12 protein-coding genes and 1 tRNA gene are annotated in these 12,829 nt (G+C 45.7%); 6 read left to right on the plus strand and 7 right to left on the minus strand.

Going from position 1 to position 12,829, the window contains the following annotated elements:
• The first annotated feature begins 21 nt into the window (after window positions 1-21).
• Window positions 22-1,854, plus strand: a complete 1,833-nt coding sequence (gene glmS / locus BCU34_RS00465) for a glutamine--fructose-6-phosphate transaminase (isomerizing) (RefSeq protein WP_048657998.1) — start codon at window positions 22-24, stop codon at window positions 1,852-1,854.
• An 85-nt stretch (window positions 1,855-1,939) separates the two neighbouring features.
• Here the strand turns inward: glmS and BCU34_RS00470 are convergent, their stop codons facing one another.
• The 6 genes from BCU34_RS00470 to rpsU all read right to left on the minus strand — a co-directional run bounded on the left by BCU34_RS00470 (window position 1,940) and on the right by rpsU (window position 8,151).
• Window positions 1,940-3,208 carry an O-acetylhomoserine aminocarboxypropyltransferase/cysteine synthase family protein gene (locus BCU34_RS00470; protein ID WP_102478470.1) on the minus strand — a complete coding sequence of 423 codons (1,269 nt, stop codon included), beginning with the start codon at window positions 3,206-3,208 and terminating at the stop codon, window positions 1,940-1,942.
• Between the two features lie 204 nt (window positions 3,209-3,412).
• A tRNA-Ile gene (locus BCU34_RS00475) sits at window positions 3,413-3,488 on the minus strand.
• Window positions 3,489-3,651: 163 nt separating this feature from the next.
• The gene (gene rpoD, locus BCU34_RS00480) at window positions 3,652-5,496 is read right to left on the minus strand and encodes an RNA polymerase sigma factor RpoD (RefSeq protein WP_048614894.1); all 1,845 of its coding nucleotides are present in this window, start codon (window positions 5,494-5,496) and stop codon (window positions 3,652-3,654) included.
• A 99-nt stretch (window positions 5,497-5,595) separates the two neighbouring features.
• The gene (gene dnaG, locus BCU34_RS00485) at window positions 5,596-7,347 is read right to left on the minus strand and encodes a DNA primase (RefSeq protein ID WP_017062923.1); all 1,752 of its coding nucleotides are present in this window, start codon (window positions 7,345-7,347) and stop codon (window positions 5,596-5,598) included.
• A gap of 119 nt (window positions 7,348-7,466) precedes the next feature.
• A complete protein-coding gene (locus BCU34_RS00490) occupies window positions 7,467-7,910 on the minus strand; it encodes a GatB/YqeY domain-containing protein (protein ID WP_017069475.1) in 444 nt (147 codons plus the stop codon).
• 25 nt (window positions 7,911-7,935) lie between these two features.
• Window positions 7,936-8,151, minus strand: a complete 216-nt coding sequence (rpsU, locus tag BCU34_RS00495) for a 30S ribosomal protein S21 (protein ID WP_004396009.1) — start codon at window positions 8,149-8,151, stop codon at window positions 7,936-7,938.
• A gap of 258 nt (window positions 8,152-8,409) precedes the next feature.
• On the opposite strand from rpsU, the gene tsaD reads away from it, so the two are divergent.
• Both tsaD and BCU34_RS00505 read left to right on the plus strand, forming a co-directional pair.
• Entirely contained in the window at window positions 8,410-9,426 is a 1,017-nt protein-coding gene (gene tsaD / locus BCU34_RS00500; RefSeq protein WP_017061410.1) for a tRNA (adenosine(37)-N6)-threonylcarbamoyltransferase complex transferase subunit TsaD, read from the plus strand.
• Between the two features lie 106 nt (window positions 9,427-9,532).
• Window positions 9,533-10,348 carry an alpha/beta fold hydrolase gene (locus tag BCU34_RS00505; protein ID WP_102478469.1) on the plus strand — a complete coding sequence of 272 codons (816 nt, stop codon included), beginning with the start codon at window positions 9,533-9,535 and terminating at the stop codon, window positions 10,346-10,348.
• Window positions 10,349-10,391: 43 nt separating this feature from the next.
• Here BCU34_RS00505 and plsY read toward each other — a convergent pair whose 3' ends face one another.
• Window positions 10,392-10,988: a glycerol-3-phosphate 1-O-acyltransferase PlsY gene (gene plsY, locus BCU34_RS00510; protein ID WP_009847793.1), complete on the minus strand. Its 597-nt coding sequence runs from the start codon at window positions 10,986-10,988 to the stop codon at window positions 10,392-10,394.
• Between the two features lie 138 nt (window positions 10,989-11,126).
• Here plsY and folB point away from each other — a divergent pair, with 138 nt between their 5' ends.
• From folB to BCU34_RS00525, 3 genes are read left to right on the plus strand one after another with little or no spacing between them, the layout of a single operon-like run.
• Entirely contained in the window at window positions 11,127-11,486 is a 360-nt protein-coding gene (gene folB / locus BCU34_RS00515; RefSeq protein WP_055319014.1) for a dihydroneopterin aldolase, read from the plus strand.
• A complete protein-coding gene (folK, locus tag BCU34_RS00520; protein WP_048662646.1) occupies window positions 11,483-11,965 on the plus strand; it encodes a 2-amino-4-hydroxy-6-hydroxymethyldihydropteridine diphosphokinase in 483 nt (160 codons plus the stop codon). The genes folB and folK overlap by 4 nt, the downstream gene beginning before the upstream one ends.
• A gap of 15 nt (window positions 11,966-11,980) precedes the next feature.
• A complete protein-coding gene (locus BCU34_RS00525; RefSeq protein WP_048658005.1) occupies window positions 11,981-12,784 on the plus strand; it encodes an undecaprenyl-diphosphate phosphatase in 804 nt (267 codons plus the stop codon).
• The last annotated feature ends 45 nt before the right edge of the window (window positions 12,785-12,829 follow it).

Consider the following 12,829-nt stretch of genomic DNA (forward strand, 5'->3'; position numbering starts at 1 on the left):
AAAAATTGATGGAGTGAAACTATGTGTGGAATTGTTGGTGCAGTAGCACAGCGTGATGTAGCTGAAATTTTAGTAGAAGGCCTTCGTCGCCTAGAATACCGTGGCTACGATTCAGCAGGTGTCGCTGTAGTCGATACTGAATCTAACCTAACTCGTGTGCGCCGCCTTGGTAAAGTACAAGAGCTAGCAGACGCAGTCGATCAGCAACATGTGATTGGCGGTACTGGTATCGCTCATACACGTTGGGCGACGCACGGTGAACCATCTGAAGCGAATGCACACCCACATATGTCTGGTGATATTGCAGTTGTACACAACGGCATTATCGAAAATCACGAAGCACTGCGTGCTCTTCTTCAAGAGCGTGGTTATGTGTTTACTTCACAAACGGATACTGAAGTTATCGCTCACTTAGTTGAATGGGAACTTCGCACTTCTGATTCATTGGTTGAAGCGCTTCAAAAGACAGCGAAACAATTAGACGGTGCATACGGCACGGTGGCGGTTGATCGTAAAGATCCTAGTCGTATTGTAGTTGCTCGTTCAGGTAGCCCAATCGTTATCGGTTTTGGTGTGGGCGAGAATTTCCTAGCCTCTGACCAACTTGCACTATTAAGCGTAACTCGTCGTTTCATGTACCTAGAAGAAGGTGATGTTGCTGAGGTTACTCGTCGTGATGTAACGGTATTTGATGTAGCGGGCGAGCGTGTTGAGCGTGACATCGTTGAATCAAACGCAGAGCACGATGCTGGTGATAAAGGTCAATACCGTCACTTCATGCAAAAAGAGATTTTTGAGCAGCCAACAGCATTAGTCAACACGATGGAAGGTCGAATCTCTGACACCTCTGTAATCACTAATGCAATCGGTGTTAAAGCTGAAGAGATCTTAAGCAAGGTAGAACACGTGCAGATCATCGCATGTGGTACGTCTTACAACTCAGGCATGGCAGCTCGTTACTGGTTTGAGTCTCTAGCAGGCGTAAGCTGTGATGTAGAGATCGCTTCTGAGTTCCGTTACCGTGATTTCGTTGTTCGCCCGAACAGCCTTTTAGTGACTCTGTCTCAGTCTGGTGAAACGGCGGATACGCTTGCTGCACTTCGTCTTGCAAAAGAGAAGGGTTACATGTCAGCAATGACCATCTGTAACGTAGCAGGTTCTTCGCTTGTTCGTGAGTCTGATTTTGCCTTTATGACTCGCGCAGGAACGGAGATCGGTGTTGCTTCTACTAAAGCCTTCACAACACAGCTAGCGGCTATGCTGATGATGGTAACGTCAATTGGTCGTCTACAAGGTCGTATCAATGAAGAGAAAGAAGCGGAAATCGTTCAAGCACTTCACCAACTGCCTGCTGATATCGAGAAAGCATTAGCGTTTGATAAAGAGATCGAAGCACTGGCACCTGATTTTGCTGATAAGCACCACACACTGTTCTTGGGTCGTGGTGAATTCTACCCAATCGCGATGGAAGCATCTCTTAAACTGAAAGAGATCTCTTACATCCACGCAGAAGCATACGCGGCTGGTGAGCTTAAGCACGGTCCTTTGGCTCTTATCGATGCAGATATGCCAGTTGTCGTTATTGCACCAAGTAACGACTTGCTAGAGAAGCTGAAATCAAATGTTGAAGAAGTCCGTGCTCGTGGCGGTCTGCTGTATGTATTTGCAGATGAAGCTGCTGGTTTCGAAAGCGATGAGAACATGAAGATCATCAAGATGCCTCATGTAAGTGAAGTAACTGCATCTATCTACTACACAGTACCAATGCAGCTGCTGTCTTACCATGTTGCGTTGATCAAAGGTACCGACGTTGACCAACCTCGTAACCTAGCGAAAGCTGTAACGGTTGAGTAATCGACAGCTTATCTAAGAAATAGATAATAAGAAGCCCATCCTGTGATGGGCTTTTTTATGTCTGTTACTTAAAGCTGTAGCGTCATTAAGCGCTAAGTGCTTGCTCTAGGTCAGCCAAGATATCGTCAATGTGCTCGATACCTACTGAGAGGCGAATCATCTCTGGTGATACACCGGCTTGCTTTTGTTCTGCTTCGCTTAGCTGACGGTGTGTTGTAGAAGCAGGGTGGCAAGCCAGAGACTTGGCATCACCAATGTTCACTAGGCGCTTGAAGATTTGTAGCGCGTCGTAGAAGCGGACACCAGCTTCATAACCGTCCTTCAAGCCAAAAGATAGAATAGCCGATGGCTTACCCTGCATGTATTTTTCAGAAAGCGGGTAGAATTCTGAGCTAGGCAGACCAGCGTAGCTTACCCAACTGACTTTTTCGTGTTGGCTGAGGTATTCTGCCACTTTCAATGCATTCTCTGTGTGTCGCTCCATACGTAACGACAATGTCTCCAAGCCTTGCATCAACATGAAAGCATTCATTGGCGACAGTGCTGCACCTGTATTACGTAGGGGAACCGTTCTAGCTCGACCAATAAACGCAGCCTCACCAAATGCCTCGGTATAAACCACGCCATGATAAGAAGGCTCTGGCTGATTAAAAACAGGGAAGCGCTCTTTGTGCTCTGCCCATGGGAATTTTCCTGAATCGACAATCACGCCACCTAACGTTGTACCGTGACCACCCACGTATTTGGTTAGTGAGTGCACCACGATGTCAGCACCAAAATCGATAGGTTTACACAGCACTGGCGTCGCCACCGTATTATCAACAATCACAGGCACTCCTTGTGCGTGGGCAAGTTCTGCAACACGTTCTAAGTCGATGATATTACCAGCAGGGTTACCAATACTTTCACAGTAAACCGCCTTGGTTTTTTCATCGATCAGTGCCGCTAAGCTTTCTGGTTTGTCGTCTTTAGCAAAACGAACTTCAATTCCTTGGTTTGGCAACATGTGAGCAAATAGGGTGTAAGTACCACCGTAAAGCTGAGGCGTTGAGACAATGTTGTCACCGATTTGCGCCAACGTCTGAATCGCGTAGTTGATCGCAGCACTGCCCGCACTTACCACTAAGCCTGCAATCCCCCCTTCTAAGGCTGCCATGCGTTTTTCTAACACATCATTGGTTGGATTCATTATCCGTGTGTAGATATTACCTGGCACCGCAAGGTTAAACAGGTCGGCGCCATGTTGTGCGTCATCGAATTCGTAAGCGACGGTTTGGTAAATAGGTGTGGCAACCGATTTGGTTGTTGGATCAGTTTCGTAGCCGAAGTGAATCGAGAGTGTTTCGTCTTTCATGTTTCTTCCCTGAACTATTGAATGATTTGTGTACACTCATATTGCCGATTTTTTTATAAAAGAAAAGTATGTTTAGTCACAGAGAGGCAATTGGAATTGTGTGCGGGATGATTCGTTATTGGTTAGGAAATGCAGGGCGTAAGTTGTACAGATTTAGAAAAGCAAAAAGCCAGAGCAGCATGAACTGTTCTGGCTTTTCTAATTTGGTGGCCCCTCCCAGATTTGAACTGGGGACCGAACGATTATGAGTCGTGCGCTCTAACCACTGAGCTAAGGGGCCGTAGGGCATAGATTATAGGGGAAGCGTTCAATGGTGTCTAGACACTATAAGGGGCAATTCCGCTTACATCTTAGCCACTTAAATCACACAGATAAAAAAAAGGTGAGCCAACGCTCACCTTTTCTTATTTATGCTTAAAAGCTAACCACACTTGAGTGTGCGATTACTCGTCTAGGAAGCTACGCAGAGTTTCTGAGCGGCTTGGGTGACGAAGTTTACGTAGTGCTTTTGCTTCGATCTGACGGATACGTTCACGAGTTACGTCGAACTGTTTACCAACCTCTTCAAGAGTGTGGTCAGTGTTCATGTCGATACCGAAACGCATACGCAGTACTTTAGCTTCACGAGGTGTTAGGCCTGCAAGAACGTCTTTAGTTGCACCGCGTAGGCTGGTTGCCGTTGCAGAGTCTAGAGGCAGTTCTAGCGTTGTATCTTCGATGAAATCACCTAGGTGCGAATCTTCGTCGTCACCGATTGGTGTCTCCATTGAGATTGGCTCTTTAGCGATTTTCAGTACTTTACGGATCTTGTCTTCAGGCATTTGCATGCGTTCAGCCAGTTCTTCCGGAAGTGGTTCACGACCCATCTCTTGTAGCATTTGACGAGAGATACGGTTTAGTTTGTTGATCGTTTCGATCATGTGAACCGGAATACGGATAGTACGAGCTTGGTCGGCAATCGAACGAGTGATTGCTTGACGGATCCACCAAGTAGCGTAAGTAGAGAACTTGTAACCACGACGGTATTCAAACTTATCTACGGCTTTCATCAGACCGATGTTACCTTCTTGGATTAGATCCAGGAATTGTAGACCACGGTTTGTGTACTTCTTAGCAATCGAGATTACTAGACGTAAGTTCGCTTCAACCATTTCTTTCTTCGCACGACGAGCTTTCGCTTCACCGATAGACATACGACGGCTGATATCTTTGATGCTTTGAACAGTAAGAGACGTTTCACGTTCGATCATATCCAGTTTTTGGATAGAGCGACGGATGTCGTGCTCGTTACGTTTAATCTTTTCTGCGTATGGCTTGTCTGAAGCAAGAACTTCATCCAACCATGCTTCGCTAGATTCGTTGCCAGTAAATAGAGCAATGAAAGATTTCTTCGGCATTTTGCCGTACTCAACCGTTTGACGCATGATTAGGCGTTCTTGAGTACGTACACGATCCATAGAGTTACGCAGTTCGTTTACTAGGTAATCAAACTGTTTTGGTGTTAGACGGAACTCTTTGAATACGTCTTGCATCATTGTCGTTGCAAGCATTGCTTTCGGGCTTTCATGGCCGTACTCGTTGATCGCTAGTTGACGATTCTGGTAGCTAGTACGAAGTGCTGTGAACTTCTCAAGAGCAAGTTCAGGATCGATACCTGTATCTTCTTCTTCCTCTTCCTCGTCGTCTTCAGCGTCTTCTTTGTCTTCGTCTTCCAGATCAGTTTCAGCAAGTTCTGAACCGATGTGAGTCGCCGTTGGCGCAGCTGTACCATCGTCGTCTGGGTCAACAAAGCCATTGATTAGGTCTGTTAAGCGAATCTCTTCTGCTTGTACGCGGTCAAACTGTTCCAAGATGTATGGAATAGTGCCTGGGTACTCAGCAACAGAAAGTTGAACCGTATTGATACCATCTTCAATACGCTTCGCAATGTCGATTTCGCCTTCACGAGTCAGTAGTTCAACCGTACCCATTTCACGCATGTACATACGAACTGGGTCAGTAGTACGGCCAATCTCGCTTTCTACGCTTGAAAGCGCGGCAGCTGCAGCTTCGGCTGCATCTTCATCTATATTGGCATCGTCATCATTAAGTGCTAGATCATCAGCATCAGGTGCAGTTTCAACTACCTTGATACCCATGTCGTTAATCATTTGAATGATGTCTTCTACCTGTTCAGAATCCACGATTTCTGCAGGTAGGTGGTCGTTTACTTCGGCGTAGGTCAGATAGCCTTGTTCCTTGCCTTTAATAACAAGTAATTTAAGCTGTGACTGCGGATTTTGATCCATAGATGATATCCAACTTCAGGTCTGGTGAAGGACGTTGCATTCTCAAATGCAAACCAATTATGTTAACAAATTTATTAAATGCTGACTAATCAAACAGGGTTACGCTTTTAGATCTAGCATTAAAGCTAGTAGCTCCCTTTTTTCTTCGGCTGATAAACCGACGCTTCTTGCTTTGGCCTGCAGGTTTTCAATTTGTTTTTCAACGCACTGGGCAAGTATATTGTCCAATGAGTCTAAAAATATGTCTTCTTGATTGTCTTCGTCGAGGGGGATTTCCCAGCTCGCGAGACGAGACAGAAGAGCCTCATGTTTATTGTGTCGCCAATGCTCTAATAATTGGCCTGTGTTGATATGGGGATGCGCATGGCATTTATCAAGTACTTCGACGAATAAACTTAGTCCAGGCAGCTGTAAGCCTTTGACACTTGATAAATCCGGTACCATATCAGCATAGCTCGGATTTTGGATAAGCAAAGCGATAACTTCACGCATTGGAGTGCGTTTCAGCTCTTTATGCGGTTGAGGTGTCGGGTTCTGTGTATGAACACGCGCTCGCCTCAATTGGTTATCAAATCCAGTGCGCTCATCGAGCAATTTTTCGAGCAACTCTTGGAAGTAACTGTCAGGGATTTTGTTAATCAATGCGCTAGCGTGTGCGCGCAGTGCCGATTTCCCTTCGGTTGTTCCCAAGTTTAACTTGTGTATTTCAATCAGGTTATCGAACAAATAGGTCGAAAGCGGTGTCGCATTTTGAACAAGCTGTTCGAAAGCGGCTTTGCCGTGTTCTCTTATATAGCTGTCTGGGTCTTCACCGTCGGGCAAGAATAGAAACTTGAGTGTGTTACCGGTTTTCAGGTACTCAAGGGCATTTTCTAGTGCGCGCCACGCGGCTTCTTTACCTGCTCGGTCACCATCGTAACAACAAACCACTGTGCTGGTTTGGCGGAACAGCATTTGAACGTGGTCACCGGTTGTCGATGTGCCCAGTGATGCTACTGAGTAATCAACACCATATTGCGCTAATGCCACGACATCCATGTAACCTTCAACCACAAGTATTTGCGGCGGTTCACGGTAGGCTTGCAGCACTTCATAAAGGCCGTAAAGCTCTTTACCTTTATGGAAGATAGGCGTTTCTGGTGAGTTGAGATATTTTGGAGTACCGTCTTCTAATACACGACCACCAAAACCAATCACACGGCCACGACGATCGCGAATCGGGAACATTACGCGTCCACGGAATCGGTCGTATCGGTTACCTTTATCGTTCTCAATTAACATGCCGCCAGTTACGAGCATGTCTTGGGCTTCTTTCTGTTGGCCAAAGTTCTTACGAACTAAGTCCCACTCATCGGCCACATAACCAATGCCAAACTTCTGGACGATCTCGCCCGAAAGGCCACGATTCTTTAGGTAATCAATCGCAGGTTTGTTAGCTGATATTTTCAGTTGAGAGCGGTAAAAATTACTGATGCCGCCCATCAAATCGTAGAGGTTACGTTTTTGTTCGCTGTTGGCTCTTGGTGCTGTTGATATCTCGCCGCTACGTTGCTCTCTAGGAACATCGAGGCCTAAGAAAGAGGCAAGCTCTTCAATCGCTTCAACAAAATCGAGACGTTCGAACTCCATAATGAAGTCGATAGCATTACCGTGTACGCCACAACCAAAGCAGTGATAAAACTGTTTTTCTTGGCTTACGCTAAAAGAAGGGGTCTTTTCGTTGTGGAATGGGCAACAAGCACCATAGTTTTTGCCTTTTTTCTTAAGTTTCACGCGTGCGTCCACTATGTCGACAATGTCGAGACGCGCTAGGAGATCATCAATGAAACTACGCGGGATGTGTCCTGCCATAAAACCTTAGAAAAATGCACTAACTGAGAGTGTGGATAATAATAGTTTGAATAGGTTACAGATACAAACAAGCCGTGCGTTCCGAAGGATTGCACGGCTTGTTGCAATTTGATTTGGGATTAAGCGAGTTTAGAACGAACTAAACCACTAACTTTACCCATATCTGCACGCCCTTGAATTTGTGGTTTCAAGATAGCCATTACTTTACCCATGTCTTGCATGCCCGCTGGTTGAGCTTCGGCGATTGCGCTATCAAGTAGTGCAATAACTTCTTCATCAGTTAGCGGTTGAGGCATAAAGCCTTCAAGTACCGTAATTTCTGCTTTTTCCACGTCAGCAAGATCTTGACGATTTGCTGATTCATATTGAGCAACAGAATCGCGACGTTGCTTAACCATTTTAACTAATACAGCAAGAATGTCGTCGTCGTTCAGAGTGATCCGTTCGTCAACTTCACGTTGCTTAATTGCTGAAAGAGCTAAGCGGATAGTGCCAAGGCGCGGTTTGTCCTTGGCTTTCATCGCTAATTTTTGCTCTTCTTTGAGTTGTTCAATAAGAGCCATAACTCAGTCCTTATGGATTAAGTTATTAGTACAGGCGAACGCGACGTGCGTTTTCGCGAGCTAGCTTCTTAGCGTGACGCTTTTGAGCTGCTGCTTTAGCGCGTTTGCGAACTGTAGTTGGCTTTTCGTAGTGCTCGCGACGGCGAACTTCAGAAAGGATACCTGCTTTTTCACAAGAGCGCTTGAAACGACGTAGTGCAACGTCGAACGGTTCGTTTTCACGTACTTTAACTATTGGCATATGCCTTTCACCTCAGGGGTTATTCATTATCGCTGGCTACTCAGTACCAAATCAGAGAAGTTACCCATCGAGCTAACTCTCTATTCGCGTTTGGCCATTAACCAGCTTGATCAAAAATGGTGCGGAATTTTAATCCGATCACAGTGGCTTTGTAAAGCACTTTGTCGATTATAGTCTGTACAATATTTGTTTGAAGAGCTTAGGCAGGGTAATATTGCGCTAATTTCCCATTTTAGACGAAAGCGTGCCGAGAAAATTATGCGCATTATTGGTATTGAAACCTCTTGTGATGAAACAGGAATCGCGATTTATGATGATGAGCAAGGGCTGCTTTCTCATCAATTATATAGCCAAGTAAAGCTGCACGCCGATTACGGTGGTGTGGTACCTGAGCTAGCTTCACGTGACCACGTGAAAAAAACAATTCCTCTTATTAAAGCGGCATTAGCTGAAGCGAACCTAACGTCGAAAGACATTGATGGTGTGGCTTACACGGCTGGCCCTGGTTTAGTAGGGGCACTGCTGGTTGGTGCAACGATTGGTCGCAGTATTGCTTATGCGTGGGGAGTGCCTGCAGTGCCTGTTCACCATATGGAAGGTCACCTTCTGGCGCCAATGCTAGAAGATAACCCACCACCATTCCCATTTGTGGCTCTGCTGGTTTCTGGCGGCCATACCATGATGGTAGAAGTGAAAGGTATTGGTGAATATCGAATCCTTGGTGAATCGATTGATGATGCAGCGGGTGAAGCGTTTGATAAGACCGCGAAACTGATGGGCTTAGATTACCCTGGTGGTCCACTGTTATCCCGTTTGGCGGAAAAAGGCACTCCGGGTCGTTTTAAGTTCCCGCGTCCAATGACCGATCGTCCGGGTCTAGATATGAGCTTTTCTGGTTTGAAGACGTTCGCAGCGAATACCATTCGCGATAACGATAATGATGACCAAACTCGCGCTGATATCGCTTATGCATTCCAAGAAGCTGTTTGTGCAACCTTAGTAATCAAGTGTAAGCGAGCCTTGGTTGAAACGGGCATGAAACGTATAGTGATTGCTGGCGGTGTAAGTGCCAACAAACAACTGCGTGTTGAGCTTGAAGCTCTTGCTAAGAAAGTCGGTGGTGAGGTGTACTACCCGCGCACAGAATTCTGTACAGATAATGGTGCGATGATCGCTTATGCGGGTATGCAGCGCTTGAAGAATGGCGAAACGGCTGATTTGTCTGTTCATGCCACACCGCGTTGGCCTATTGACCAGCTAGAGCCAATTGCGTAATTGAATATAGTGTTTCGATAAACGGTCGCCTTGTGCGGCCGTTTTTATATCTTAGCTTACCGACTGTATGTCGATAAATAATTGCTGATAGAGATTAGGGAAGAAGATGAACAAGTTCACAGTAGACAATCAATTGATGGCGTACCTAGATGAAGGTCAAGGCCCTGTTGTTGTATTAGGCCACAGCTACCTTTGGGATAGTGCAATGTGGAAGCCACAGATTGAGGCGTTGAAAACTCAGTACCGTTGTATTGTGCCTGAGCTTTGGTCTCATGGTGAATCTCAAGCTGCACCAGCTTCGATGCGTAACTTGAAAGATTACGCTCAGCACGTTTTGGCTCTGCTTGATCATTTAGAGATCGATGAATTCTCAGTGGTAGGTTTATCGGTTGGCGGTATGTGGGGAACGGAGCTTGCGGAGTTAGCACCTGCTCGAGTCAAGTCATTGGTATTAATGGATACCTTTGTGGGTTTAGAGCCAGAAGTTGCACACGCTAAATACTTCCACATGTTAGACACCATCACTCAAACTAAGATGGTTCCTCAACCGATTGTTGAAGCTGTGGTTCCACTGTTCTTCGCAAACGATGCTCAAACCCACACGCCAGCTTTAGTGGAAGGTTTTACTCAGCAGTTATCTGAACTTAAGGGTGATAAAGCGGAAGAAGTGGCGCGCATCGGTCGAATGGTCTTTGGACGTCGTGATATGATCGAATCAGTAGAGAACTTCGCGCTACCTGTGTTGATTGCGGTAGGACAAGAAGACAAACCACGTCCGGTACTTGAGTCATACCTAATGCACGATTGCATTACGGGCAGTGAATTAGTGGTAATTCCTAGCGCAGGTCATATTAGCTCGTTAGAGCAACCAGAGTTTGTGAACACAATGCTGAAGACGTTTTTAGATAAACATCTGCTGTAAGCTTTAAATACTGAATACTATGGTTCGGCTTAGACGTGACAGTTTAAGCCGATTTTTTTTGTCCGAGTTTTGGTTCGCTGCCATCGAGTAGGCGGCGGATATTCTGGTGGTGACGTAACACGATCAAACAGCACAGCATGGCTACTGGCAATGTGTATTGAGGTTTGACTAACCAAGCGTAGAAAGGGGCAAGTAGCACAGTAACCAGTGCCGCTAAAGAAGAGTAACGAAACAAAAACGCCACAACTAACCAAGTCGCCATGATCATACCGGTTAGATCGAATCCTATTGGGGCGATAGCTCCGAGTGCGGTTGCGACGCCTTTACCACCTTTAAAGTGGAAGAAGATCGGATACATATGGCCAAGACACGCCGCAATCGCCACAACGCCTAAAATGATTGGGTCGATCTTGAGGTAGTAGCCAAGCCAGACGGGGATGGTGCCTTTCAGCATGTCGCACAGGAGGACTGCTGCAGCTGCGCCTTTACCGCCAACGCGCAGTACATTAGTGGCACCAGGGTTATTGGAGCCCACCGTTCTTGGATCAGGAAGCCTTAAGACTCGGCATATCAAGACCGCACTAGAGATTGAACCTAGCAAATAGGCTGCAATGATCATGATTAGTGCCAATGGGGTCATGTCTTTCCTTAAACGGTTATAAGCCTAACGATGGGAAAATAATGCTCAATCCAAGAGTAATTGATATCATATCTCGAATTACGCAAATAATACGTTTTTTTCCCCAATATGGGTATCCGACCTCTAAAAGGACAAGTCATGGCACTGGATAAAGTTTTCATTGAACAGCTAGAAGTAATTACAACGATCGGTGTTTACGATTGGGAACAAGAGATTAAACAAAAACTTGTGCTTGATATTGAAATGGCTCATGACAACCGCCCTGCAGGTAAGAGTGATGATGTGGTTGATGCTTTGGATTACTCGACTGTGAGTACTGCCGTGCTTGACCACATTGCGAATGGCCGATTCCTGCTAGTGGAGCGTGTGGCTGAAGAAGTCGCTGAATTGATCATGACTCAATTCTCTGTGCCTTGGATCAAAATCCGCTTGGCTAAACCGGGCGCAGTACCACAAGCAAAAGCTGTTGGCGTGATCATCGAACGAGGCCGAGCATGACAGTAGCCTATGTTGGTGTTGGCACGAACATAGACCGCGACAAGCATGCAAGGGTGGCATGGACAGAGCTTCAATCGTTAGGGACTAACCTTAAATGCTCTAAAATCTATCACTGTGAGCCCGTGGGTTTTAATAGCCATCCGTTTTATAACTTTGTGATAGAGCTCGACACGTCACTCTCATTGACTGAATTTTCACAGCAGCTGCGTAAAATTGAGTTTAAATGGGGTCGCTCTCAAGATGCGCACAAACTTCAAGATCGAAAACTCGATCTTGATATTGTGCTGTTTGGAGAGGTGGTTTCTGAGCGCGAACCAGAATTACCACGCAGTGATATCTACAAATATCCTTTTGTAACACAACCTCTTTATGATCTTTGTCCTGCGAGAGTGATCCCGCAAGACGGAAGAACCGTCAGTGAAATATGGCAGAAGATGCAGCAATTAGACTCGCTCTCTGTCGTAGATATAAAACTATAATTTTTAAGGTAAGTAATGAGTTATTTTGAAGCGTTTATGTTGGCGTTGGTGCAAGGCTTTACTGAGTTTTTACCTATTTCCAGTTCTGCACACTTAATCCTTCCTTCTGCTGTTTTAGGTTGGGAAGATCAAGGTTTGGCTTTTGATGTTGCTGTCCATGTCGGTACTTTGGCCGCGGTAGTGATCTATTTCCGTAAAGAAGTGGTCTCTCTGTTGAGCGCATTCTTTGGTTCAGTGTTTAAAGGCGATCGTAGCAAGGAAGCGAAGTTAGCGTGGATGATCATTCTCGCGACGATTCCAGCGTGTATCTTTGGTTTGTTGATGAAAGATATTGTTGAGCTTTACTTACGCAGTGCGTGGGTGATCGCAACCACAACGATTATCTTTGGTTTGTTGTTATGGTGGGTGGATAAGAACTCAAGCTTGCGTGATGACGAATACCAAGCAGGTTGGAAAAAGGCGCTGTTTATAGGCCTTGCTCAAGCAATGGCAATCATTCCTGGTACCTCTCGTTCAGGCGCTACGATTACGGCAGCACTTTACCTTGGTTTTACTCGTGAAGCGGCAGCTCGATTCTCTTTCTTGATGTCTATCCCAATCATCACTCTGGCTGGTGGTTACTTGGGTCTGAAGTTAGTGACCAGTGGTGACCCAATCCATGCTGGCACTTTGCTAACGGGAATCGTGGTTTCTTTCATTAGTGCTTATATCTGTATTCACTTCTTCTTGAAGCTTATCTCTCGTATGGGTATGACACCGTTTGTTATCTACCGCCTGATTCTAGGTTTTGGTCTATTTGCTTTCTTGATGATGCAGTAGCGCTCGACTTTCGAAGACAAATGTTTCTTCTTACAGATTGAAACG

Origin of the sequence: Vibrio sp. 10N.286.45.E10 (assembly GCF_002874195.2) — a bacterium.
Taxonomy (GTDB): domain Bacteria; phylum Pseudomonadota; class Gammaproteobacteria; order Enterobacterales; family Vibrionaceae; genus Vibrio; species Vibrio crassostreae.